The organism is Pseudomonas sp. Tul2A7 (assembly GCF_054790505.1).
The window spans coordinates 416,789-440,585 of sequence record NZ_CP186499.1 but is presented as its reverse complement, the minus strand read 5'-3'; the positions used below and the strand labels follow the sequence as shown (position 1 = coordinate 440,585).

19 protein-coding genes are annotated in these 23,797 nt (G+C 59.5%); 11 read left to right on the top strand and 8 right to left on the bottom strand.

Annotation, left to right across the window (positions count from 1 at the left end; translation table 11 throughout):
• The first annotated feature begins 358 nt into the window (after positions 1–358).
• On the top strand, positions 359–1,222 hold the full coding sequence (locus ACOYXJ_RS02045) for a DMT family transporter (RefSeq protein WP_150795743.1): 864 nt from the start codon (positions 359–361) through the stop codon (positions 1,220–1,222).
• 88 nt (positions 1,223–1,310) lie between these two features.
• Here the strand turns inward: ACOYXJ_RS02045 and ACOYXJ_RS02040 are convergent, their stop codons facing one another.
• Both ACOYXJ_RS02040 and ACOYXJ_RS02035 read right to left on the bottom strand, forming a co-directional pair.
• A complete protein-coding gene (locus tag ACOYXJ_RS02040; RefSeq protein WP_460367638.1) occupies positions 1,311–2,219 on the bottom strand; it encodes a DMT family transporter in 909 nt (302 codons plus the stop codon).
• A gap of 85 nt (positions 2,220–2,304) precedes the next feature.
• Positions 2,305–3,930: a methyl-accepting chemotaxis protein gene (locus tag ACOYXJ_RS02035; RefSeq protein ID WP_460367636.1), complete on the bottom strand. Its 1,626-nt coding sequence runs from the start codon at positions 3,928–3,930 to the stop codon at positions 2,305–2,307.
• Positions 3,931–4,326: 396 nt separating this feature from the next.
• On the opposite strand from ACOYXJ_RS02035, the gene aceK reads away from it, so the two are divergent.
• From aceK to ACOYXJ_RS02010, 5 genes are all read left to right on the top strand, one after another.
• Complete coding sequence (aceK, locus tag ACOYXJ_RS02030) at positions 4,327–6,048, top strand: bifunctional isocitrate dehydrogenase kinase/phosphatase (protein WP_150795746.1); 1,722 nt, start codon at positions 4,327–4,329, stop codon at positions 6,046–6,048.
• Positions 6,049–6,322: 274 nt separating this feature from the next.
• Positions 6,323–10,234 (top strand): ATP-dependent RNA helicase HrpA, encoded by a 3,912-nt coding sequence (gene hrpA, locus ACOYXJ_RS02025; RefSeq protein WP_460367634.1) that lies wholly within the window; start codon positions 6,323–6,325, stop codon positions 10,232–10,234.
• A gap of 328 nt (positions 10,235–10,562) precedes the next feature.
• A complete protein-coding gene (locus tag ACOYXJ_RS02020) occupies positions 10,563–11,684 on the top strand; it encodes a beta-ketoacyl-ACP synthase III (protein WP_150795748.1) in 1,122 nt (373 codons plus the stop codon).
• Positions 11,685–11,821: 137 nt separating this feature from the next.
• On the top strand, positions 11,822–12,433 hold the full coding sequence (locus tag ACOYXJ_RS02015; RefSeq protein WP_460373079.1) for an RNA polymerase sigma factor: 612 nt from the start codon (positions 11,822–11,824) through the stop codon (positions 12,431–12,433).
• Positions 12,427–12,666 carry an anti-sigma factor family protein gene (locus tag ACOYXJ_RS02010; RefSeq protein WP_150795749.1) on the top strand — a complete coding sequence of 80 codons (240 nt, stop codon included), beginning with the start codon at positions 12,427–12,429 and terminating at the stop codon, positions 12,664–12,666. Before ACOYXJ_RS02015 ends, ACOYXJ_RS02010 begins: the two co-directional genes overlap by 7 nt.
• A 174-nt stretch (positions 12,667–12,840) precedes the next feature.
• Here ACOYXJ_RS02010 and ACOYXJ_RS02005 read toward each other — a convergent pair whose 3' ends face one another.
• On the bottom strand, positions 12,841–14,163 hold the full coding sequence (locus ACOYXJ_RS02005; protein ID WP_460367631.1) for a putative porin: 1,323 nt from the start codon (positions 14,161–14,163) through the stop codon (positions 12,841–12,843).
• Between the two features lie 283 nt (positions 14,164–14,446).
• Here ACOYXJ_RS02005 and ACOYXJ_RS02000 point away from each other — a divergent pair, with 283 nt between their 5' ends.
• Positions 14,447–15,571: a GNAT family N-acetyltransferase gene (locus ACOYXJ_RS02000; protein WP_460367629.1), complete on the top strand. Its 1,125-nt coding sequence runs from the start codon at positions 14,447–14,449 to the stop codon at positions 15,569–15,571.
• A gap of 112 nt (positions 15,572–15,683) precedes the next feature.
• Here the strand turns inward: ACOYXJ_RS02000 and aqpZ are convergent, their stop codons facing one another.
• The 5 genes from aqpZ to ACOYXJ_RS01975 all read right to left on the bottom strand — a co-directional run bounded on the left by aqpZ (position 15,684) and on the right by ACOYXJ_RS01975 (position 20,883).
• Positions 15,684–16,379, bottom strand: coding sequence for an aquaporin Z (aqpZ, locus tag ACOYXJ_RS01995; RefSeq protein WP_460367627.1), 696 nt, complete (start codon positions 16,377–16,379; stop codon positions 15,684–15,686).
• Positions 16,380–16,659: 280 nt separating this feature from the next.
• Positions 16,660–18,492, bottom strand: a complete 1,833-nt coding sequence (locus ACOYXJ_RS01990) for an ABC transporter ATP-binding protein (RefSeq protein WP_456023294.1) — start codon at positions 18,490–18,492, stop codon at positions 16,660–16,662.
• Positions 18,493–18,580: 88 nt separating this feature from the next.
• Positions 18,581–19,138 carry a peptidylprolyl isomerase gene (locus ACOYXJ_RS01985; RefSeq protein ID WP_095119068.1) on the bottom strand — a complete coding sequence of 186 codons (558 nt, stop codon included), beginning with the start codon at positions 19,136–19,138 and terminating at the stop codon, positions 18,581–18,583.
• A 3-nt stretch (positions 19,139–19,141) separates the two neighbouring features.
• Entirely contained in the window at positions 19,142–19,945 is an 804-nt protein-coding gene (locus ACOYXJ_RS01980) for an alpha/beta fold hydrolase (RefSeq protein ID WP_460367625.1), read from the bottom strand.
• Between the two features lie 14 nt (positions 19,946–19,959).
• Positions 19,960–20,883 (bottom strand): LysR family transcriptional regulator, encoded by a 924-nt coding sequence (locus ACOYXJ_RS01975; RefSeq protein ID WP_007914443.1) that lies wholly within the window; start codon positions 20,881–20,883, stop codon positions 19,960–19,962.
• Between the two features lie 49 nt (positions 20,884–20,932).
• Here ACOYXJ_RS01975 and ACOYXJ_RS01970 point away from each other — a divergent pair, with 49 nt between their 5' ends.
• The 4 genes from ACOYXJ_RS01970 to ACOYXJ_RS01955 all read left to right on the top strand — a co-directional run bounded on the left by ACOYXJ_RS01970 (position 20,933) and on the right by ACOYXJ_RS01955 (position 23,753).
• A complete protein-coding gene (locus ACOYXJ_RS01970) occupies positions 20,933–21,247 on the top strand; it encodes a 3-phosphoglycerate kinase (protein ID WP_150795642.1) in 315 nt (104 codons plus the stop codon).
• A 230-nt stretch (positions 21,248–21,477) separates the two neighbouring features.
• Positions 21,478–22,077, top strand: a complete 600-nt coding sequence (locus ACOYXJ_RS01965; protein ID WP_460367622.1) for an FMN-dependent NADH-azoreductase — start codon at positions 21,478–21,480, stop codon at positions 22,075–22,077.
• 270 nt (positions 22,078–22,347) lie between these two features.
• The gene (locus tag ACOYXJ_RS01960) at positions 22,348–22,770 is read left to right on the top strand and encodes a hypothetical protein (RefSeq protein WP_095119064.1); all 423 of its coding nucleotides are present in this window, start codon (positions 22,348–22,350) and stop codon (positions 22,768–22,770) included.
• Positions 22,771–22,886: 116 nt separating this feature from the next.
• Complete coding sequence (locus ACOYXJ_RS01955; protein ID WP_150708190.1) at positions 22,887–23,753, top strand: carboxylate/amino acid/amine transporter; 867 nt, start codon at positions 22,887–22,889, stop codon at positions 23,751–23,753.
• Positions 23,754–23,797: the final 44 nt, after the last annotated feature.

Below are 23,797 nucleotides of genomic sequence, written 5' to 3'. Positions count from 1 at the left end.
TTGTCCAAATCATTGCAATCCATGTCACCCGCTGGTTATAGTCTGCGCTCGTGAGCCGTACGGCTCACGCTCCACACCTTCAAAAAAGATCAGCGCCAATGCCTGCATCCCTCATCAACGCGGTAGTCGATTCAGCGGTCAACGCTGGCGTCGTGCCGTGCGGGAATCAGCAGCCCAAGCAGATTACTCATTACCCTCCACCTGTCAGTAGCACGCCGGTGTGCGCAGTCGTATCACCACCGGGCGTTGGCGTTTCGGGCTGATCGGCAGTTTTTGCTGACCCCTGCGCCCGCCAGAAAAACCTACTGAATTTCAGCTTCGGCTGAGTTGGCTTCTTGCCTGACTACAGGTGGTACTCATGTTTGTCCTTTCGAAAAAATCCGCGCTCGCGGCGACGTCCACGAGCCTGTTCGTTCTGCTGTGGAGCAGCGGGGCGATCTTCTCCAAATGGGGCCTGGCCCATGCTTCCCCGTTTGCCTTTCTGCTGATTCGCTTCGCGATTGCCTTGTGCGGGCTCGTGCTGCTGGCGCCGCTGCTCAAGCTGAAGCTGCCCAAGGGCGGCCGGCCGATGTTGTTTGCGATTGCCACGGGCGTGGTGTTGTTGGGGGCCTATCAGATTTTCTATCTGCTGGCGCTCGACACCAAAGTCACCCCGGGGGTAATGGCGACCATCATGGGTGTGCAGCCGATTCTCACCGTGGTGTTGATGGAGCGGCAGCGCTCCGCGAGCCGGATGTTCGGGCTGGCGCTGGGGCTGGCTGGTCTGATCATGGTGGTTTACCAGGGTATCGGTCTGGCCGGGATGTCCTGGGCGGGGATGCTGTTCGGGTTGCTGGCGCTGGCAAGCATGACGCTGGGCTCGATCATGCAGAAACGCATCACCGACAATCCCCTCGGTACACTGCCGGTGCAATATCTGGCCGGGCTGTTGTTGTGCGGGATTTTCGTGCCGTTTCAGCCGTTCCACTTTGAATTCGGCAGAGGTTTTATCGTGCCGGTGTTGTGGATGGGGCTGGTGGTGTCGGTGCTGGCGACGCTGTTGCTGTATCGGTTGATCGCGCGGGGCAATCTGGTGAATGTCACCAGTCTGTTTTACCTGGTGCCAGCGGTGACGGCGGTGATGGACTATCTGATCTTCGGCAATCGCCTGGCGACGTTAAGTGTGCTGGGCATGCTGTTGATCATTATCGGTCTGGTGTTTGTGTTCCGTAAAACCGACTAGTCGACAGCCAGGCTCGCTCCCACATTGGAATGCATTCCCGTGTAGGAGTGAGCCTGCTCGCGATAGCCATTTCAGCAGCGCCAGAAGTCTAGCGGGCTGGCACCTGCGAAGGTTTCACCACCGCCGGCTTCAACACCAGCCACAACGCCGCCGCAATCAACACCCCGCCGTAGATATGTGCCATCGACAACGGCTCATCCAGCAGCAACGCCCCCCACAGCACGCCAAACGGCGGAATCATGAAGGTCACGGTCATCGATTTCACCGGCCCGATCGAACTGAGCAGGCGGAAGTAGATGATGTAGGCAAACGCCGTACAACCCAGGCCGAGGCCCAGCAGCGACAGCCAGACATTCCAGCCGCCCCAGCTGACCGGCGGCGCGGTGATCACGCTGTAGCCGAACAGCGGCAACAGGAACAACGTTGCGCCGAGCATGCTGCCCAGTGCCGACAATCGGCTGTCCAGTCCACCGGCCTGATCCAGCCAGCGCCGCGCGAGGAAACCGGCGAAGCCATAGCAAGTGGTCGCGAGCAGGCAGGCGAGGGCGCCCAGCAACAGTTGCATGTCAAATGCCACGGGACCGGCGCGGGTCAGCACGCCAACGCCTAACAGGCCGAGGAACACCCCGCCCAGTTTGGCTGCGGTGAGTTTTTCACTGAAGAACAACCCGCCAATCAGCACACCCATCAACGGCGTGGTGGCATTGAAAATCGCCGAATAACCGGCCGGCAACACCTGAGCCGCAACGGAATACAGCGTCGCCGGAATCCCCGAGTTGATCACCCCCAGCAGCATCACGGTTTTCAGTTTGCCTTTGAAATCCCAGCGCACGCGCATCAGCCCGAGGATCACCAGCAGGCCAACGGCCGCAATCGATACGCGAAAGAACCCGGTCGGAATCGTGCCGATCGCTGGCGCGATAATGCGCATGAACAGAAAACTCGCGCCCCAGATGGCTGCCAGCGACAACATACGGAAAATATCGACAGGGCTCACGGCGGGTCTCCTTCCTTGATCGGGACGAGAGTGTTGCCGAGTGCCCTGACGATGGCAACCGCTATTCGGGCATGCAACTTTTTGCTCAGATCACAAAGCGCGTCACCAGGCCGTTGAGATCAACCGCCAGACGCGACAGCTCCTGGCTCGCAGCCGAGGTCTGAGTGGCCCCGGCGGCGGTTTGGGTCGAGAGGTCGCGGATGGTCACCAGATTCTGATCGACCTCACGCGCCACCAGGGCCTGTTGCTCGGCCGCGCTGGCGATCACCAGATTACGTTGGTTGATCTGCGAGATTGACGCGGTGATTTTCTCCAGCGCCTGGCCCGCGCTGTTGGCTCGGCGCAACGTCTGGCCAGCCTGCTCGGCACTGCTCTGCAACGCACCCACTGTTGCCCCGGTGCCTTGCTGGATGCTGCTGATCATCAGCTCGATTTCTTCCGTGGAATTCTGCGTGCGTTGTGCGAGCGAACGCACTTCATCGGCGACCACGGCAAAACCGCGCCCGGCTTCACCGGCGCGTGCCGCTTCGATCGCCGCATTGAGCGCCAACAGATTGGTCTGCCCGGCAATCCCGCGAATCACCTCCAGCACTTTACTGATGTCCTGCGCCTGAGTGGCCAGGCCCTCGGCTTGTTCGGAAGCACCGAGTACCGCATCGACCAGCTCCTGAATCGAACTGATGGTTTCGCTGACCTGTACATGGCCGTGCTTGCTGTCTTCGTTGGATGCAGCGGACGCTTCGGCGCTGGACACCGCGTTGGCGGCGACTTCGTCCACCGCCGTGCTCATTTCGGTGACCGCCGTGGCGGCTTGCTCGATCTGATCGTTCTGTTGTTGCAGACCGCGGGTGCTTTGCTCCATCACCGAACTCATTTCCTCGGCCGCGGAAGCCAATTGCTGCGCCGACTCGCTGATACCGCGAATGGTTGAGCGCAGATTGCCCTGCATCTCGGCCAACGCATCGAGCAGATGCGCAGCCTCATCTTTACCAGTACTGACGATCTGGCCGCTGAGGTCGCCGGCGGCAATGCGTCGTGCCACGTTCAGTGCCTGATTGATCGGCGTGGTGATGCTCCGGGTCAGCAACCAGGCCAATAACAAGGTGGCAAGCAGGGCGACCACGATGATCGACGCGACGATCCACAAAGCCTGCTGATACATCGCCGCAGCGGCTTCGGCTGCGGCATCCGCACCTTGTTGGTTGAGGCTGATCATCTGCTCCAGCGTCTTGTCGAGCACAGTGCCCTGCGGTGCCAGTTCATTGCTCAAACGCGTGGCAGCCTGCTCGTTCTGCCCCGCGTCAATCTGGCTGACAATCTGATCGAGAATGTTCAGGTATTTGCCGACGGCCGCGTTCAAGCCGTCGAGCATCGCTTGTTCCTGATCACTGGCGATCAAGGCTTTGTGATCGTTGAGGCGCTTGAGCAACTCATCGCGTTGCGCCTTGAGAATGCCTTTGCTTCTGTCGCGCACCGCGGGTTGGGTGACGGCGATCAGACGCAAGGATTCGAGGCGGATGCTGGCGATATTCGCCGCCGCGTCATGAATGCTCTCGATGCTGGGCATCCACGATTCTTCGATCACTGCCGCACTTTCGCGCAGGGTTTTCATTTGGCCCAGACCGAACAGGCCGACCACCACCAGCAGACTGGCCAAAACGGCGAAGCTCAAACTGGCGCGCAAACCTATGCGCAGATTCCGGATAGACATCAGTGTGCTCCTTGATCTTTGAGGGGGAGGTCGTCCTCGTCAGCGAGGATCTTGTTATGAGGCGGGTAACGGCGGGCTGTATATCAAAGCGCCACTATTTTGGTAAGACCAATCTGGCGTCGTCGCTGAGGGTGTGTGAATTTGCAGCAAAGCCACGGCCTAGACGCGTGTATTCGCTATTGGATGCGAAGCCCAGAGAATTCGCGGGCTGGCGCAGGATGAGAAGCAGCACCGCTCAGGCGCTTAACTGACCGAACGGTCGATTTAAAAAACTTTGCAAAACCGCTATCGGCGTACAACCCTGGCGCAGATTTGGCAGAAATTGCACTTCACGCGCACGCCCTTGCGTGGCTAAGCTCAGGCACAGATTTCCAAACGCACGCCGAGGTCTCATCTATGCCGCAGCAATGGCCAGCCACCGACATCGCCCGCATGATCCTCGATGGCTTCGACGATTATCGCGAGCATTTCCGGCGGATCACCGACGGCGCCCGGGAACGCTTCGAGCAGGCACGCTGGCAGGAAACGCAAACGGCGTCGGCGGCGCGGATCAATCTCTATGAAGAAAAGGTCGGCGAAACCATCGCCCGCCTGCGCGAATATTTCGACGATGAAACGCTGATGAACGTCAGCTGCTGGCCGCTGGTGAAAAGTGCCTACATCAGCGTCATCGACCTGCGCTTCGACGATGAGCTGTCCGAGACCTGGTACAACTCGATTTTCTGCGGGCTGTTCAGTCACGACCTGATCAGCGACGGTTGCATGTTCATCCACACCACCCGCCCGAGCCTGCGCCGTGCCCGCGCTGCGCAAACCCGCACGTACAAACCACAGGGACAGCTGTCGGGGATGCTCGCGAGCATTTTTGCCGACTACCGTTTCAGCGAGGATTACGCCGATCTACCCGGCGATTTGCTCCGGCTCGAAGCGCAACTGCGCGAGAACCTGCCGGACTGGGTGTGCAAGGATCCTGAGCTCAGCGTCGAGCTGTTTTCCTCGGTGCTGTACCGCAACAAGGGCGCGTACCTGGTCGGGCGTATCTACACCCGCGACGAGCAATGGCCGCTGGTGATCCCGCTGCTGCACCGCGAAGGGCGCGGGATTCAGATCGACGCGCTGATCACCGACGAAGCCGACGTGTCGATCATTTTCTCGTTCACCCGTTCGTATTTCATGGTCGACGTGCCGGTGCCGGCGGAATTCATCGGTTTCCTGCGGCGCATCTTGCCGGGCAAGCACATCGCCGAGTTGTACACCTCGATCGGCTTCTACAAGCACGGCAAGTCCGAGTTCTACCGCGCACTGATCAATCACCTGGCCAACACCGATGACCAGTTCATCATGGCCCCGGGCGTACGCGGCATGGTCATGAGCGTGTTCACCCTGCCGGGTTTCAACACCGTGTTCAAAATCATCAAGGACCGTTTCTCACCGTCGAAAAACGTCGACCGCGCCACGGTGATCGAGAAGTATCGGCTGGTAAAAAGTGTCGACCGGGTAGGGCGTATGGCCGATACCCAGGAGTTCGCCGACTTCCGTTTTCCGTTGAGCAAGTTCGATCCGGCGTGTCTTGAAGAACTGCTGGAGGTGGCGCCGTCGACGGTGTCGGTCGAGGGCGACACGGTGCTGATCCGTCACTGCTGGACCGAGCGGCGAATGACCCCGCTCAATCTGTATCTGGAGAACGCCAACGACGCGCAGGTGCGTGAGGCGCTGGAGGATTACGGCCTGGCGATCAAGCAACTGGCGGCGGCGAATATCTTTCCCGGTGACATGCTGCTGAAGAATTTTGGCGTCACCCGGCATGGGCGTGTGGTGTTTTATGACTATGACGAGATTTGTTTCCTGACCGAAGCCAACTTCCGTCACATTCCCGCGCCGCGTACACCGGAGGATGAAATGGCTTCCGAGCCGTGGTATTCGATCGGGCCGCTGGATGTGTTTCCCGAGGAATTTCCGCCGTTTCTGTTTGCTGATTCGGGGCAGCGCAAGTTGTTCGACCAGTTGCATGGTGAGTTGTATAACGCTGATTACTGGAAGAGCCTGCAAGAGGCGATTCGGGCGGGGAAGGTCATTGATGTTTTCCCGTATCGGCGCAAAGGCCTCGACAACGAGTAGCTCTTTTAAAAGCCCCTCACCCCAGCCCTCTCCCAGAGGGAGAGGGAGCTGACCGAGGTGTCTTGGGTCAAACGCCGACCTGAAAGATTTTGGCGATTGTGGATTCGGTAAAGTAATTTCAGGTCGGTGAATATCTTCAGCATCCCCCGATCGGTCCCCTCTCCCTCCGGGAGAGGGCTAGGGTGAGGGCCGCAATCCCCCTGACACGCCACAAATCCGCCAAATCTGCGACAATCCGCCCCCTGCACATATAGACGACCGAATTGCCTACCCGATGACCGACGAATCGCCCTCCATCGACAAACTGCTGAAAAACCTCGATCACGCCATGCTCGCCGACCGTCACCGGCTGCGGCGGCAGTTGCTTGAGCTGCGCAAGAAACCCGACGAAGCCAAACTGGCCCAGTGGGTGACGCGCATGCAGGCGTCCTGTGATCAGGTGCTGGCGCGCCGTGCCAGCCTGCCGGTGATTCGTTACGACGACAGTCTGCCGATCGCCGCCAAGCGCGACGAGATCAAAAAAGCGCTGGAAAAACACCAAGTGCTGATCATCGCCGGCGAAACCGGCTCGGGCAAAACCACCCAGTTGCCGAAAATCTGTCTGGAAATCGGTCGCGGCCAGCACGGTCTGATTGGCCACACCCAGCCACGTCGAATCGCAGCCCGCAGCGTCGCCAGCCGGGTCGCCGAAGAACTCGGCACGCCGCTCGGTGCGCTGGTCGGCTATCAGGTGCGTTTCGAGGATCAGAGCGATTCCAACACCCTGATCAAACTGATGACCGACGGCATCCTGCTCGCGGAAACCCAGAATGATCGCTACCTCGAACGCTACGACACGATCATCGTCGACGAAGCCCACGAACGCAGTCTCAACATCGATTTCCTGCTCGGTTACCTGAAAACCCTGCTGCCGCGTCGTCCGGATCTGAAAGTCATCATCACCTCGGCGACCATCGATCTGGAGCGTTTCTCCAAGCACTTCGATGACGCGCCGATTGTTGAAGTCTCCGGTCGTACCTTCCCGGTGGACACCTGGTATCGCCCGCTAACGCTGGAGCAGGACGAAGAGGGCAACCGCGTCGAAGATGACCTGACGGTGGATCAGGCGATTCTCGCGACCCTTGATGAAATCGCCGCTTACGAGCGCAGCGAGCGTCGCAGCCCCGGTGACGTGCTGGTGTTCCTGCCCGGCGAGCGCGAGATTCGCGACGCCGCTGACATGCTGCGCAAGGCGCAACTCAAGCACACTGAAATTCTGCCGTTGTACGCGCGCTTGTCGCCGGCCGAGCAGCAGCGGATTTTCCAGTCGCACCCGGGCCGTCGCGTGGTGCTGGCAACCAACGTTGCCGAGACTTCGCTGACCGTGCCGGGCATCCGCTACGTGATCGACAGCGGCACCGCGCGCATCAGCCGCTACAGCTATCGCGCCAAGGTGCAGCGTCTACCGATCGAAGCGATTTCCCAGGCCAGCGCCAATCAGCGTAAAGGCCGTTGCGGTCGGGTCGAGCCGGGCATTTGCATTCGGCTGTACAGCGAAGAAGATTTTAACGGGCGCCCGGAATTCACCGATCCGGAGATTCTGCGCACCAACCTCGCCGCCGTAATCCTGCAGATGCTGCATCTGCGCCTCGGCGAGATCACCGCATTCCCGTTTATCGAGCCGCCGGATGGCAAGGCGATCAGTGACGGTTTCAACCTGCTGCAAGAACTCTCGGCGGTGGATCGCAACAGTCAGCTGACCCCGCTCGGTCGTCAACTTGCGCGCCTGCCGGTCGACCCGCGCATGGGCCGCATGCTGCTTGAAGCGGCCAAGCTCGGCAGCCTGCAGGAGGTGCTGATCGTCGCCAGTGCGATGTCGATTCAAGACCCGCGCGAGCGTCCGCCGGAGCGTCAACAAGCCGCTGATCAAGCCCACGCGCAATGGAAAGACGTTGATTCTGACTTCGCCGGACTGGTGAATCTGTGGCGCGGTTTCGAAGAGCAGCGCCAAGCATTGACCGCGAGCCCGCTGCGCAACTGGTGCCGCAAAAACTTCCTCAACTATCTGCGTCTGCGCGAGTGGCGCGATTCCCACCGCCAGTTGAGTCTGATCTGCCGCGACATGCAGTTGAGCCTGAATAAAGAGCCGGCGGATTATCCGAAACTGCACAAAGCGGTGCTGGTCGGTCTGCTCAGCCAGATCGGTCAGAAAACCGAGGACGGTGATTATCTTGGTGCGCGTCAGCGGCGTTTCTGGATTCACCCGTCGTCGGGCATCGGCAAGAAGCGTCCGCAGTGGCTGATGACCGCCGAACTGGTGGAAACCACCAAGCTTTACGCGCGCATGGTCGCCAAGATCGACGCCGACTGGATCGAGCCGCTGGCCGGGCACCTGATCAAGAAAAACCATTTCGAACCGCACTGGGAAAAGAAGCGCGGCCAGGTCGTGGCGTTCGAACAGATCACCCTGTTCGGGCTGATCGTGGTCGGCCGCCGCCCGGTGCATTACGGCCCGGTGGATCCGGTGGTTTCCCGTGAGCTGTTTATCCGTGAAGGTCTGGTGCGTGGCGAGATTCAGTCCAGAGCCAAGTGTCTGAGCGCCAACAAACAACTGCTGGAACAGCTCGACGAACTGGAAGCCAAGGCCCGGCGTCGCGATATTCTCGCCGACGAAGAAACCTTGTACGCGTTCTACGATGCGCGGTTGCCGGCGGAGATTCACCAGACCGCGACCTTCGACAGTTGGTATCGAGTCAACAGCCAGAAGAACCCGCAGCTGCTGATCATGCGCGAGGAAGACGTGCTGGCCCGCGAGGCCAGTGAAGTCACCGCGCGCGATTACCCGGACACGCTGCACATCGGCGATCTGGAACTGGCGCTCACCTATCATTTTGAACCCAACCACCCGCGCGACGGCGTGACCCTGCGCGTGCCGGCACCGCTGTTGCCGATGCTGCCGCCGGAGCGCTTGGAGTGGCTGGTGCCGGGGCTGATCGAGGCCAAGTGCATCGCTCTGGTGCGTAACCTGCCGAAAGCACTGCGCAAGAATTTTGTGCCGGTGCCGGACTTCATCAAAGCTGCGCTGCAACGCATGACCTTTGCCGAGGGTTCGTTGCCGCAAGCGCTCGGTCGCGAACTGCTGCGCATGACTGGCGCGCGGGTCAGCGATGAGGCATGGGCCGAAGCCGAGCAAGGCGTCGAGGGGCATCTGCGGATGAACCTGGAAATCGTCGACGGCCAGGGCAAATTCCTCGGTGAAGGTCGCGATCTGGCCGAACTGACCGCACGGTTTGCCGAAGCCAGTCAGGCTGCGCTGGCGGTGCCGCAGAGTGCGAAAAGTCAGCAACCGGTGGAGGCGAAAGTTTTCGCGCCGGTGGCGGAAAAGACTCAGCAGAAGATCGCCGGGCTGTCGATGACGGTGTATCCGGCGCTGGTCGAAGAGGGCGGCACGGTCAAGGAAGGGCGCTTCTCGACTCCGGCTGAAGCCGAGTTCCAGCATCGTCGTGCCTTGCAGCGGTTGTTGATGCAGCAACTGGCGGAGCCGGCCAAATTCCTGCGCGGCAAGTTGCCGGGGCAGACTGAATTGGGCTTGCTCTATCGCGAGCTGGGCCGGGTTGATGCGCTGGTTGAAGACATTCTCCTGGCCAGCCTCGACAGCTGCATTCTTGAAGGTGAAGACCCACTGCCCCGTGACGGTGCCGGGTTGGCGGCGTTGGCCGAGCGCAAACGCGGTAATTGGACCGAGCACGCCGAGCGCGTGGCCCGGTTGACGCTGGAGATTCTCAAGCTCTGGCACGGTCTGCAAAAACGCTTCAAGGGCAAGATCGATCTGGCGCAAGCCGTGGCGCTGAATGACATCAAGCAGCAGATCAATAATCTGGTTTATCCGGGGTTTGTCCGCGAGACGCCGATGCAGTGGCTCAAGGAGTTGCCGCGTTACCTGAAGGCGGTCGAGCAGCGTTTCGAGAAACTCGGTGCGCAGGTGCAGAAGGATCGCGTCTGGAGCGGCGAGCTTGCCGGCCTCTGGGCGCAATACCAGACCCGCGCAGCGAAACATGCGCAGGAAGGCAAACGCGACCCGCAGCTTGAGTTGTACCGCTGGTGGCTGGAGGAATACCGCGTGTCGCTGTTCGCCCAGCAGTTGGGCACCAAGGTCCCGATCTCCGACAAACGCCTGAACAAACAGTGGAGCCAGGTCGAACCCTGACCTTGAGCCATGCGCAATCCCCTGTGGGAGCGAGCCTGCTCGCGAAAGCGGTGTGTCAAACAAGAATCTGGTGACTGACACTCTGCCTTCGCGAGCAGGCTCGCTCCCACATTGGGATGTGGGTTGTGCTTGAGAAAGGCGCCAAAAGTCCACGTTTATGGCAAACTTCGCGACCATAAACGCCGGTTTCGCGACCCAGAGCCTTCGGCCGTGGTGCGAGACGGAATAAAGCGATGCCAGGTTTGCGTCCCCCGGATGGGAATAGACCCTTTGTGTGTTGGTACGACGGTTCCAGCACTTTCTGCCTGAACAGATTAGAGAAACGACCATGCATAACGTCGTCATCAGCGGCACCGGCCTGTACACCCCGGCCAACAGCATCTCCAACGAAGAGCTGGTGCAGTCTTTCAATACCTACGTCGCCCAGTTCAACGCCGACAACGCCGAGGCCATTGCCAGCGGCGAAGTCCAGGCCCTGACCGAATCCAGCGCTGCGTTTATCGAAAAGGCTTCCGGCATCAAGAGCCGCTTTGTCATGGACAAGGACGGCATCCTCGATCCACAACGTATGGCTCCGCGCTTGCCGGAGCGTTCCAACGACGAATGGTCGGTGCTCTGCCAGATGGCCATCGGCGCAGCCGAGCAAGCCCTGCAACGCGCCGGCAAAACCGCCGCTGACATCGACGGCGTGATCGTCGCCTGCTCCAACCTGCAACGTGCCTACCCGGCCATCGCCATCGAAGTTCAGGAAGCGCTGGGCATTCAAGGCTTCGGTTTCGACATGAACGTCGCTTGCTCCTCGGCGACCTTCGGCATTCAGGCGGCGGCCAACAGTGTGCAACTGGGCCAGGCCCGGGCAATCCTGATGGTCAACCCGGAAGTCTGCACCGGTCACCTGAACTTCCGTGACCGCGACAGCCACTTCATCTTCGGTGACGCCGCGACTGCGGTGATCATCGAACGCGCTGACACCGCGACGTCCAAGCACCAGTTCGATGTGGTCAGCACCAAGCTGCTGACCAAGTTCTCCAATAACATCCGCAATAACTTCGGCTTCCTCAACCGCGCAGCGGAAGAGGGCATCGGTGCCCGCGACAAGCTGTTCGTGCAGGAAGGCCGCAAGGTGTTCAAGGATGTCTGCCCGATGGTTGCCGAGCTGATTGGCGAACACTTGGAAGAGAACAAACTCAACGTCGGCGACGTGAAGCGCTTCTGGCTGCATCAGGCCAACCTCAGCATGAACCACCTGATCGTGCGCAAACTGCTCGGCCGCGAAGCCACCGAAGAAGAAGCGCCGGTGATTCTCGACACCTATGCCAACACCAGCTCCGCAGGTTCGGTGATTGCTTTCCACAAATATCAGGACGATCTGGCTGCCGGTTCGCTGGCTGTCTTGAGTTCGTTCGGTGCAGGCTATTCGATCGGCAGCGTCATTCTGCGCAAGCGTTGAAAAGAGGTTTAATTTCCTCTTAATCGCGCCGACTTTTCCTACATCCGAATCGGCTCAAACGCTGTAATTTTTCGGAAATGGCGGCAGGTGAAGACCTGCCGCCGTCATTTTCGGAATCGGCACAAGGAAATTTCTGGATGGCGGCTAACGACACCCAACTGCTTGCGCGCCTGCTGGCCGGTGAGCAACAGGCTTTCAAGGAACTGGTGACGACGTATCAGAGCGCCATGCGCGCGGTGGCGTATGCGATTGTCGGGCAGCGCCATGTTGAAGAAGTGGTGCAGGACGCCTGGCTGTCCGTAGTGCGCCACATCGGCAGCTTCGAAGGTCGCTCCAGTCTCAAGACCTGGCTTCTGACCATCACCGCCAACTCAGCGAAAAGTCGCTATAAACACAATCGCCGCGAAGTGTTGATGGATGATCTGCCATCGCCCCATGGCACGATCGACGACGACCGCTTTTCTTCAGGTGACGGCCATTGGCTGGTCGCGCCGTTCGCCTGGCATCAGGACACTCCCGAAGCGCTGCTCACCGAAGACGAATTGCGCGAGTGCCTGGAGCATACGCTGCTGAGCCTGTCAGAGCTGCAAAGCAGCGTTTTGCTGTTGCGCGAACGGCAAGGGCTGGAGCTGGAGGAAATCTGTAATCTTCTGGAGATCTCACTCTCCAATGTCCGCGTGCTGCTGCATCGGGCACGTTTGAAGGTCTTCGCGACCGTAGAACATTTTGAGGAGACAGGAGAATGTTGACCTGCAAGGAGCAAGTGGCACGATCCAGCGATTATCTCGATGACCAGTTGAGCTTTCGTGATAAGTGGATGGTGCGTCATCACCTGATGTTTTGCCCGAACTGCCGGCGTTTCATTCGCCAGATGCGATTGATGCAAGCCACCTTGAAGGCGCTGCCGGAGAAACCGGAAGAAGGCGTCGATGCTTTGGCTGAACGCTTGGCCGAGCAACGACGAAAAGATAATCCCCTGTAGGAGCTGCCGAAGGCTGCGATCTTTTGATCTTGTTTTCACGATCAAGATCAAAAGATCGCAGCCTTCGGCAGCTCCTACAGGGGGTTTTGCATCCTGCGGGAAATAGCCAGTGCGGGTGAAACGAACGGATGATGGGGATCGTCCCGCTCGCACTGGACTATAGGGTGAAACGCTTTAGAACTTGGCTTCTGCGTCCAGTTGCAGGGTGTTGGCGTCAGCGTCACGCTGACCACGGCTGGCGAAGTCGGCCTTGGTCAGGAAGTACGTGGCGCCAATGGCGAAGTTCTTGTCGATGTCGTAACCGACCTTGAACTTGTGCCCACGCGAACCGGTGGTGCCGTTGGCGAAGTCGGAGTCGGTGAAGGCGCCAACCACGGCATTACGCTGCACGTCACGATAGTTGTAATCGAGGTTCAGACCGAAGACTTTCGACTTGGCACCGAGCAGCCACGCGGTGTCCTGATCGGTCACGGCATCGTTGTTCTTCACGTACTGACCGTAGAACGACAGAGGCATCGGCAGACCGCCGATGTCGACCTGGCTGAACCCTTCATACAGACGGAATTCGTTGTTGGCCGAGTTGCCATTGACTGCCAGGGCGCACGGTGTGGAAGTACCGGTGCAGCGGCTGTCTTCGTCGTTCTGGTAGGCGTAGACGCTGCCGCCCAGGGTTACTTTCAGGTTGTCGCTGATGTTGAAGCGGCTACCCAACTGGCCAGCGGTCAGGCGCAGGTCGTGACGGAATTGCACGCCATCGCCGTCGACGTTGTCCTTGAGGTTGTAGTTACCCAGGCTGCCGAACAGTTCGGCGCTGCTGCCCAACGGGTATTTGTAGGTAACGGCCAGACCTTCCGGGTTGATGTCGCTGTCCCAGATCACGTCGCCCATGCTGACCCACGGCTGAAGCATCTTGCCGCCGATGATGTGCAGGTTCTTGATCTGGTCAGGGTGGTAGTCGATGTAACCCAGATCCAGCCAGATCTGCTTCTTGTCGAAGTAGTTGTCCTGGTCCTGGTTGGTCGAACGGGCATCGTCGCCGCCGCCGGTGGCGATACGGATGCCGGTGTCGACCTGTGGGTTGATCTCGGTGTAGGCGCCCAGACGGGCACGGATGCGCTGACGATCCTTGTCGCGGCCGCCGTTGTTCGGTTCGCCGTCGATCTTGATGGTTTCCTGACGGATACGCACATCGCCTTTGAACTGGGTCTTGGCCGCCCAGGCCAGTTTCTGGTCGAAGACGCTTTGTTCGTTGGTTTTCTTCGCAACAGCAGCGACTTGTTCGTTGGTCTCTTGCTGCGCCTGCTGCGCGATTTGCTGAGCCTTCTGATCCTTGGCCAGTTCAGTTTGCAGTTCGATGTACTGCGCCTGGGAAATGGAACCGTTAGCCTTGAGCATGTCGAGCAGTTTGGCGTCGACTGCAGCACTGGCCGGAACACTCATGGCCAGCAACAAGCCACCGCACAGGGCCGCCGCAGTTTTCGTGGAAGCAAGACGCATAGCAATCTCCGAAGATGAGAGGGGATGGCACAGCCATCCGGGGCACAACCGACAATTTGAACGTCGGAAAACAGTGTCCGGGTAGAACCCGGCGCTCTAAAAACAGGCGCCAGTATCGCGATGGTTTATGACAGAGCAGTGGCACAGTGATGGCAGGTTGATGACGATATCGATTCGCCCTGAACTATTGATCTAGAGCGCTGTCGGCCGATTGCGGGTGTGCAATGCCGCGCAATCGGCGATACTCGCCGGGCGCTGAAGTCCTGTTGTGGAGAGCTTGTTGATGCCGTTGCAACGCCTGCAAAACCTGTCGGAAATCGCCTCGGCAAGCTGGGATGCGCTGGTGCCTGAAAGCCAGCCATTTCTGCGCCATGCCTTTCTCAGTGCGCTGGAAGACAGCGGTAGCGTTGGCCCCCACACCGGCTGGCAACCGGAGCATTTGCTGCACGTCGAGGGCGATCGTCTGATCGCCGCGTTACCCAGTTATCGCAAGTGGCATTCCTACGGCGAGTACGTGTTCGATCACGGCTGGGCCGACGCCTGCGCCCGCGCCGGCATCGATTACTACCCCAAGCTTTTGACGGCTGTGCCGTTCAGCCCGGTCAGCGGCCCGCGCTTGTTGGCGGCCAATGTCGAAGACGGTTTCGAACTGCTCAAGAGCTTGCCCGGCTATCTGGAGATCGAAGGGCTTTCCAGCGCGCACATCAATTTCACCGACGCTTTCACCGATGCGGCGATGGCCGAACAGCCGGGCTGGCTGCAACGCATTGGCTGTCAGTATCACTGGCAGAATCGCGGGTATCGCGACTTCCAGGATTTCCTCGATGTACTCAGTTCGCGCAAGCGCAAGCAGATGCGCAAGGAACGCGAGCAGGTGGCGGGGCAGGGCTTTGAGTTCGAATGGCTGGAGGGGCGCGAGCTGGACGAGGCGCAGTGGGATTTTGTCTACGCCTGTTACGCCAATACCTATGCAGTGCGTCGGCAAACGCCATATCTGACGCGAGAGTTTTTCAGTCTGCTGGCCGAGCGCATGCCCGAGGCGATTCGCGTGGTGCTGGCGAAACAGGGCTCACGGCCGGTGGCGATGGCCTTCAGTCTGGTCGGTGGCGACAGTTTCTACGGCCGCTACTGGGGGTGTCTGGCCGAGTTTGATCGGCTGCACTTTGAAACCTGTTTCTATCAGGGGATGGATTATGCGATCGCGCAGGGTTATCAGCGTTTCGATGCTGGCGCCCAGGGCGAGCACAAGCTGATTCGCGGGTTTGAACCGGTGATCACCCACTCTTGGCATTACCTGCGGCATCCGGGGTTGAAAGCGGCGGTAAAAGACTTCCTGCAACAGGAACGCGCCGGCATTCTCGCCTACGCCGAAGAAGCAAAAACAGCGTTGCCCTACCGCCAAACCTAGATCCCTGTGGGAGCGAGCCTGCTCGCGAAGGCGTCGTGTCAGTCGACATATACGTTATTGACACAACATCTTCGCGAGCAGGCTCGCTCCCACAAAGGGATTTCATACGTCCTCAGGTTTCTTCTTTGCCCAACCAGCGATAGATCCCGCCACCGACCACCGCACCCATCAACGGCGCGACCCAGAACAGCCACAACTGCGCAATCGCCCAGCCGCCGACCATCAGTGCCGGCCCCGTGCTGCGCGCCGGATTGACCGAGGTGTTGGTGACCGGAATCGAGATCAGGTGGATCAACGTCAGGCCCAGGCCGATTGCGATCGGTGCCAGTCCCGGCGGTGCGCGTCTATCGGTGGCGCCGAGGATGATGATCACAAACATTGCGGTCATCACGAGTTCAGTGACGAACCCCGCCGCCATCGAGTACTTGCCCGGCGAATGCTCACCATAGCCGTTGGACGCCAGGCCTGCGGCGATGTCGAAACCCTCCTTGCCGCTGGCGATGTTGGCGATCAGCGCCGCCGCGAGAATCGCGCCGAGCACTTGGGCAATGATGTAGGCGGGTAGCTCTTTGGCCGGAAACCGGCCCCCGACGAACAGACCGACCGACACGGCCGGGTTGAGATGACAGCCGCTGATGTGGCCGATGGCAAACGCCATGGTCAGCACCGTCAGACCAAACGCCAGGGCCACCCCCAACACCCCGATTCCCAGCGGTGAAGACGCGGCGATCACCGCGCTGCCGCAACCACCCAATACCAACCAGAACGTACCCAACAACTCAGTGACTGAACGTTTGAACAGAGACATGAGAGGCGTCCTTGATAGCCCTGCTATCGAGACTGCATCGAGTTGTGCATCCTTGCAGACTTACGACAGGCTCCGTTCTGGAACCTTGGCTGAGTACAGCAGGCTTTTTGCCGATTTCCAGCAAGCACAAAAAAACCGCCAGCACCCGTGGTTGGCGGGCTGTGGCGGTGATCGTTCCCACGCTCTGCGTGGGAATGCTTCAAGGGACGCTCCGCGTCCAGTGACGCGGAGCGTCAAGGGCTGCATTCCCACGCAGAGCGTGGGAACGATCTTGGAGGGGTCAGTCGATGCCGACAAACCCCCCGGTCTGGTGTGCCCACAGCCGTGCATACAAGCCACGGTGAGCCAGCAATTCAGCATGGGTGCCGCTCTCGGCAATCTTGCCGTTCTCCAGCACCACCAGCCGATCCATCCGCGCAATGGTCGAGAGTCGGTGCGCAATCGCGATCACGGTTTTGCCCTGCATCAGGGTTTCCAGGCTTTCCTGAATCGCCGCTTCGACTTCCGAATCCAGTGCCGAGGTGGCTTCGTCCATGATCAGGATCGGCGCGTCCTTGAGCAACACTCGCGCAATCGCGATGCGCTGGCGTTGGCCGCCGGACAGTTTCACCCCGCGCTCACCGACATGCGCATCAAAGCCTGTGCGGCCCTCAGCGTCCGACAGCAGCGGAATGAACTCATCGGCGCGGGCCTTGTGCACGGCATCCCACAACTCGGCGTCGGTCGCATCCGGTTTGCCGTACAGCAAGTTGTCGCGGATCGAACGGTGCAGCAGCGAGGTGTCTTGGGTGATCATGCCGATCCGCGCGCGCAGGCTTTCCTGACCGACTTCGGCGATGTTCTGGCCGTCGATCATAATTCGCCCGCCCTCGACGTCGTACAGGCGCAGCAGCAGGTTGACCAGCGTTGATTTGCCGGCACCGGACGGCCCGATCAAACCGATTTTCTCGCCCGGTTTGATGTTCAGATTGAGGTCGCCGATGATCCCGCGCTTCTTGCCGTAGTGAAAATCCACGTGCTCGAAACGTACTTCGCCACGGGCGACTTCCAGCGGTTTGGCCTGCTCGTGATCGGTGACGCTGACCGGTTGCGAAATGGTGCGCAGACCGTCCTGGACCATGCCGATGTTTTCGAAAATGCCGGTGACCACCCACATGATCCAGCCGGACATGTTGACGATGCGGATCACCAGACCCGTGGCCAGGGCGATCGCGCCGACAGTGATCAGCGACTGCGTCCACAACCATAGGGCCAACGCCGTGGTGCCGACGATCAGCAAGCCGTTCATGGCGGTAATCACCACGTCCATGCTGGTGACCACGCGGCCGGCCATTTGTGCTTTGACGGTCTGTTCTTCGATGGCCTCCTTGGCGTAGTGCTGCTCGAAATTGGTGTGGGCGAACAGCTTCAGCGTGGCGATGTTGGTGTAGCCGTCGACGATGCGGCCCATCAGTTTCGAGCGTGCGTCGGAAGCTTCCACCGAACGATCCTTCACGCGCGGTACGAAGTAATACAGTGCGCCGATGTAGGCGACGATCCACGTCAACAGCGGGATCATCAGGCGCCAGTCGGCTTCGGCGAACAACACCAGCGAACTGATCGCATAGATCACCACGTGCCACAGCGCATCGACCGCTTGCACCGCCGAGTCACGCAGAGAGTTGCCGGTCTGCATGATGCGCTGGGCGATGCGCCCGGCAAAGTCGTTCTGGAAGAAATTCAGGCTCTGTTTGAGCACGTAGCTGTGGTTCTGCCAGCGGATCATGCTGGTCATGCCGGGGCTTAACGTCTGATGCACCAGCAAGTCGTGCAGGCCGAAGAAAATCGGCCGCAGGACGAGGGCAACCACCAGCATCCACGTCAGTTCGAGGGCGTGGTCGCTGAAGAAATTCGGGTTGGGTGTGCCTTGGGCCAGGTCGATGATACGGCTCAGGTAACTGAACAGTGCCACTTCGATCAATGCGGCGAACAGGCCAACGACGAGCAGGGCGGCAAAACTCGGCCAGACCTGCTTGAGGTAATAGGTGTAGAAGGGGAGAACGCGGTCCGGCGGAGACGCCGTCGGGGCTTCACGGAATATGTCGATCAGTTGTTCGAAACGGCGATAGAGCATCAGATAACCGCCCGGAGTACGGGCTCTCCTTTTATCGGTGTGAGCGGCGTGAGGTTGAACTCACGCCGCTCGATACGCCCTGTACAGCTTAGTCGATGACTTTGGCCGACTTGATGAATACAGGGTCGGCAGGTACGTCTTTCATGCCGCTTTTGGTGGTGGTCGGCGAGTTGACGATGATGTCGACCACGTCCATGCCTTTGACCACTTTGCCGAATACAGCGTAGCCGTCGCCTTGGTCGAGGAAGTCGTTGTCCTTGACGTTGATGAAGAACTGGCTGGTCGCCGAATCAGGTACGGAAGTGCGAGCCATGGACAAGGTGCCACGAACGTTAGCCAGACCGTTTTTGTGTTCGTTCTTGATCGGCGCCTTGGTTTCTTTTTGCTGCATCTGTTGAGTGAAACCGCCGCCCTGAACCATAAAGCCCGGGATCACGCGGTGGAAAATCGTGTTGTTGTAGAAGCCGCTGTTGACGTAATCGAGAAAGTTCTTGGTGCTGATCGGCGCCTTGACCGGATCCAGTTCGATTTCGATCTGGCCGTTGGTGGTGTCCAGCAGCACGTGCGGTGCTTTGACCGGCGTGGCTGCCATCAGGTTGGCGGCAAACAGCACAGTACCAGCGGCGAGGGCGAGTTTTTTCAGCATGGGTCAGTGATCCTGAGATTGAGTATCGGCTGCGGCGAGAAACTCCAGCAGCGTTTGATTGAAGCGTTCGGGTTGATCGAGCGGGGTGGCGTGGCGCGAATCGGCGATCACCACCAGCCGCGCATTCGGCAGCAGTTTTACATAGGTTTCTTTCAGTGCCACCGGTGTGTAATCACGGTCGGCGCTGATGACGAGCGTTGGACAGGTCACCCGGGAAAGTCGTTCCTGAACGCCCCAGCCAACAATCGCATCGAAGCTGGCGAGATAAGCACGTTTGTCGTTTTTTGCCCAGCGTTCGGCCATTTTCTGCCGCAGATCGGCTTGTTCCGGTTTCGGAAAAAGCTTGCCGCCCAAGGCTTTGCCGATGCTGGCGAGGCTGAGCACGCGCATCAGACTCCAGCGCTTGAACCACTGCCAGTAGTCATCGCGGCTACGCAGTTTGACTTCGGGCGCGCTGTTGACGATGGTCAGGCTCTTGAGCATTTGCGGATGATCGACGCCGAGCTGGAAGCCGATCATACCGCCCATCGACAGCCCGACGTAATGCACCGGGCCGAGACGCAAGTGCTCGATCAGCGCCACCATGTCGGCGCTGAAACCGGCGATGCTGTAGCGCTCACGGGGTTTGTCCGAGCGCCCGTGGCCGCGAATATCCGGGACGATCACCCGATAGTGCGCGGCGAGCACCGGGATCTGCATTTCCCAATCCAGCGTGCTCGAACCGAGCCCGTGAACCAGCAGCAGCGGCGCGCCGTGGCCATATTCCTCGTAGTGCAGGTTGCAACCTTCGTGCTCGAAATACGCCATCGGTGAACTCCGTGTCAGGCTTGTTCAGGGGCGGCGAACGGTGCGTCCAGCGGCAAGGTGTCGAAGGTACGCAGCAGTTCGATGAGGATTTGCGTGGCCGGGCCCAAGGGTTTGTCCTTGTTCGAATACAGATAGAAGCTGGAATTGCGGTTGCCACCCCTGTCCAACGGTAGCAGCTTGAGCGAACCATCTTTCAGTTCTCGTTCGATCATGTGCCGGGGCAGCCAGGCAAAGCCCAAGCCGCTGCTGACGAACGTGGCCGCCGTGGCGAGGCTGCCGACGGTCCAGCGCTGTTCGGCGCCGAGCCAGCCGACGTCCCGCGGTTGCTGGCGGCCGGAGTCGCGGATGACCACCTGCATCTGCGTTTCAAGATCCTGAAAGCTCAATTCGCGATTGAGCCGATGCAGCGGGTGATCGGGGTGGGCGACAGCGACGAACTCGACGTCACTCAATTCCGCGCCGAGGTAACCGGGAATGCTCAGGCCGGTGATGGCCAGATCCGCTACGCCTTCGAGCAGCACTTCTTCGACACCCGACAACACTTCCTCACGCAGACGCACGCGGCAGCCGCGACTCTGCGGCATGAACGCGGTCAATGCGCGCACAATGCGTGCGCTCGGGTAGGCCGCATCGACCACCAGCCGCACCTCGGCTTCCCAGCCTTGCTCCATGTGATGGGCGAGGTCTTCCAGTTGACTGGCCTGTTTCACCAGTTGCCGCGAACGACGCAATAACACGCCTCCGGCTTCAGTGAGTACGGCTTTACGCCCATCGATGCGCAGCAACGGCACACCGAGTTGGTCCTGCATGCGGGCGACGGTGTAACTCACCGACGATTGCGAACGGTGCAAGGCCTCGGCGGCCTGAGCGAATCCGCCGTGGTCGACCACGGCCTGCAATGTTCGCCATTGATCAAGGGTCACGCGGGGCGCTTTCATCAATAGCTCCTCTTGTCCTAAGCTGGCCGTCCCTCATGGAGACTGCCGAATGAAAAAATTCTGTTGTGTGCTGCTGGCGCTGCTTCCGCTGACTGCTTTTGCCTACCCGATCGATGTGCAGAAAGAACTCAACGGTATGAAGATCGACTACGAGACCTTCGACACCGATAACGACATCGGCTCGATTCGGGTGGCCAACTACGGTGATGTCGATGCGACGTGCAAAGCGGTGTTCAGCAACGGCCCGGAAGCGCCGCGCACCCGTACAATCGATGTACCGGCCGGCAAACATAAAAACGCCACGGCCAAGTTCACCCGCGAGATCATCAAGCTGCGCATCAAACTGAGCTGCGCCCCGAAATAACGGTCGATCCCCTGTAGGAGTGAGCCTGCTCGCGATAGCGGTGTGTCAGATAAGCCTATGCGACTGATACACCGCTATCGCGAGCAGGCTCACTCCTACAAGGGGATGTGTCAGCTTATAAACGAATTTATCGATGTGTTATAGCAATTATTTGCGCTTTTTCATCGATTCGACTCTGTTTAACCTTCACTCCATCGACCTACAACATTCTCGGATGGAGGCTACACACCATGTCCCGCGTTCTGATCATCGAAAGCAGCGCCCGCCAGCAAGACTCGGTATCCCGTCAACTGACCCAGACCTTCATCAGTCAGTGGAAAGCGGCGCACCCCAACGATCAGATCACCGTACGTGACCTCGCCGCGAACCCGGTACCACACCTGGACAGCAACCTGCTGGGTGGCTGGATGAAGCCTGCCGATCAGCGCAACGCCAACGAGCAATCGTCGCTGGACCGTTCCAACGAATTGACCGATGAGTTGCTCGCCGCCGACGTGCTGGTGATGGCCGCGCCGATGTACAACTTTGCGATCCCGAGCACCCTCAAGGCCTGGCTCGACCACGTGCTGCGTGCCGGTGTGACCTTCAAGTACACCGAAACCGGCCCGCAAGGCCTGCTCAGCGGCAAACGTGCCTACGTACTGACCGCTCGCGGCGGCATCTACGCCGGCGGCCCGGCGGATCATCAGGAACCGTATCTGCGTCAGGTCATGGGTTTCATCGGCATCAACGACGTGACGTTCATTCACGCCGAGGGCATGAACCTAGGTGGCGACTTCCAGGAGAAAGGACTGAATCAGGCCAACGCCAAGCTGTCCCAAGTCGCTTGATATGTTAATCGCCAGATAATCGCTGGATGGTCTAGTGACCTGGCGCAACCCCTTCAAGGCTCTACGCGCATCGAACCTCCCTTTGCACTTGTTGCTCCTGAGTGCTGTAGCCCGATTGAACGCATTAGCGAGATCGGGCTTTTTTTTGCCTGCCGTTTCATCAGAAACCCAAAAACAGAATTTTCCTACGTGATTCTCAGGTTGTCTGTCGGAAGGGGCATCCCTAGGCTTTGGCCTTGTCTGAACAGTCAGCGATCAAGGGAGATCACGATGCTCAAAAAAGTCATTGCCGCTATCGCATTCATTTCGGCACCCGCTTGGGCGAGCCCGCCCCCGTTCACCGGCACCGATTACAGCGGGGTTTATGAATGCAAAGGCATGGACAGCCACATTGGCGAGTTCAAAGGCACGGTCGACATGCAACTCAATGCCAGGCAAAGCACTGGGCATTACGGCGCTTACACCTTCAGGCTGACCCTGGCGGATAAATCCGTGTACGACGGTTTTGCCGCTGCCAACGCAGACTCATTGGCGATTTACTTTGCTCACACAGACGCGGCCCTGAAAGATTTCGGTGTCGGTATCGCGCGGATGACCGCGGGCTCTGACGGCAAACTCGCTTTCAGCAAATACTATTACGGCCCTGAATACGAAGGCGGCGGTCACGGCATGGAAAACTGCGTCAAGGGCTGACTCCCCTGATTCCGTGGGGACGGCCAAGGGCGTTCCCACGCATGCTGTCTTTGTGCAGGGTTCGCGATCAGCCGTAAAACCCGCTATCGTCGCCGCCATTCGATTTCGAGGCGAGCATGGGCTATCTACTTTTTGTCACGCTGATTCAGGCGTTTTCCTTCAGCCTGATCGGCGAATACCTCGCCGGTCATGTCGACAGTTACTTCGCGGTGCTGGTACGTGTGGTGCTGGCTGGTCTGGTGTTCATTCCGTTGACCCGCTGGCGGTCGGTCGAACCTTCGTTCATGCGCGGCATGCTGGTGATCGGCGCCTTGCAGTTTGGCGTGACTTACGTCTGTCTGTATTTGAGCTTCCGCGTGCTGACGGTGCCGGAAGTATTGCTGTTCACTATCCTTACGCCGCTGCACGTGACGTTGATCGAAGACGCCCTGAACCGGCGCTTCAATCCGTGGGCGCTGATTGCGGCGCTGGTGGCGGTGGGCGGGGCGGCGGTGATTCGCTTTGACAGCATCAATCCGGACTTCTTCATGGGCTTCCTGCTGCTGCAACTGGCCAACTTCACCTACGCCGCCGGGCAGGTGATGTACAAGCATCTGGTGGCGAAACACCCGAGCGACCTGCCGCATTACCGGCGTTTCGGCTTCTTCTACCTCGGCGCGCTGGCGGTGGTGCTGCCTGCATTCCTGATGTTCGGCAAAGCCAACTTCCTCCCGGAAGCTCCACTGCAATGGGCCGTGTTGCTATTCCTCGGTCTGGTCTCGACCGCGCTGGGCATGTACTGGTGGAACAAGGGCGCATGCATGGTCAACGGCGGCACGCTGGCGGTGATGAACAACCTGCATGTTCCGGTGGGGTTGCTGCTGAATCTGCTGATCTGGAATCAGCATGAGGAACTGGGGCGGTTGTTCCTTGGCGGGAGTGTGATTCTGGCTGCCGTGTGGATCAGTCGACTGGGCATCCGAAAAAAACCGGTCGCTGCATAACCCCTGTGGGAGCGAGCCTGCTCGCGAAGGCGCTGGGTCAGATA

What these genes read in the sequence shown, in the direction of transcription:
- ACOYXJ_RS01970 (WP_150795642.1), top strand. Translation starts at nt 20,933, where the DNA reads ATGAAAAAATTCTGTTGTGTGCTGCTGGCGCTGCTTCCGCTGACTGCT.
- ACOYXJ_RS01960 (WP_095119064.1), top strand. Translation starts at nt 22,348, where the DNA reads ATGCTCAAAAAAGTCATTGCCGCTATCGCATTCATTTCGGCACCCGCT.
- aqpZ (WP_460367627.1), bottom strand. Translation starts at nt 16,379, where the DNA reads ATGTCTCTGTTCAAACGTTCAGTCACTGAGTTGTTGGGTACGTTCTGG.
- ACOYXJ_RS02000 (WP_460367629.1), top strand. Translation starts at nt 14,447, where the DNA reads ATGCCGTTGCAACGCCTGCAAAACCTGTCGGAAATCGCCTCGGCAAGC.
- ACOYXJ_RS02035 (WP_460367636.1), bottom strand. Translation starts at nt 3,930, where the DNA reads ATGTCTATCCGGAATCTGCGCATAGGTTTGCGCGCCAGTTTGAGCTTC.
- ACOYXJ_RS02010 (WP_150795749.1), top strand. Translation starts at nt 12,427, where the DNA reads ATGTTGACCTGCAAGGAGCAAGTGGCACGATCCAGCGATTATCTCGAT.
- ACOYXJ_RS02045 (WP_150795743.1), top strand. Translation starts at nt 359, where the DNA reads ATGTTTGTCCTTTCGAAAAAATCCGCGCTCGCGGCGACGTCCACGAGC.
- ACOYXJ_RS02020 (WP_150795748.1), top strand. Translation starts at nt 10,563, where the DNA reads ATGCATAACGTCGTCATCAGCGGCACCGGCCTGTACACCCCGGCCAAC.
- ACOYXJ_RS01965 (WP_460367622.1), top strand. Translation starts at nt 21,478, where the DNA reads ATGTCCCGCGTTCTGATCATCGAAAGCAGCGCCCGCCAGCAAGACTCG.
- ACOYXJ_RS01980 (WP_460367625.1), bottom strand. Translation starts at nt 19,945, where the DNA reads ATGGCGTATTTCGAGCACGAAGGTTGCAACCTGCACTACGAGGAATAT.
- hrpA (WP_460367634.1), top strand. Translation starts at nt 6,323, where the DNA reads ATGACCGACGAATCGCCCTCCATCGACAAACTGCTGAAAAACCTCGAT.
- ACOYXJ_RS01990 (WP_456023294.1), bottom strand. Translation starts at nt 18,492, where the DNA reads ATGCTCTATCGCCGTTTCGAACAACTGATCGACATATTCCGTGAAGCC.
- ACOYXJ_RS02005 (WP_460367631.1), bottom strand. Translation starts at nt 14,163, where the DNA reads ATGCGTCTTGCTTCCACGAAAACTGCGGCGGCCCTGTGCGGTGGCTTG.
- ACOYXJ_RS01985 (WP_095119068.1), bottom strand. Translation starts at nt 19,138, where the DNA reads ATGCTGAAAAAACTCGCCCTCGCCGCTGGTACTGTGCTGTTTGCCGCC.
- ACOYXJ_RS02015 (WP_460373079.1), top strand. Translation starts at nt 11,822, where the DNA reads ATGGCGGCTAACGACACCCAACTGCTTGCGCGCCTGCTGGCCGGTGAG.
- ACOYXJ_RS01975 (WP_007914443.1), bottom strand. Translation starts at nt 20,883, where the DNA reads ATGAAAGCGCCCCGCGTGACCCTTGATCAATGGCGAACATTGCAGGCC.
- ACOYXJ_RS01955 (WP_150708190.1), top strand. Translation starts at nt 22,887, where the DNA reads ATGGGCTATCTACTTTTTGTCACGCTGATTCAGGCGTTTTCCTTCAGC.
- aceK (WP_150795746.1), top strand. Translation starts at nt 4,327, where the DNA reads ATGCCGCAGCAATGGCCAGCCACCGACATCGCCCGCATGATCCTCGAT.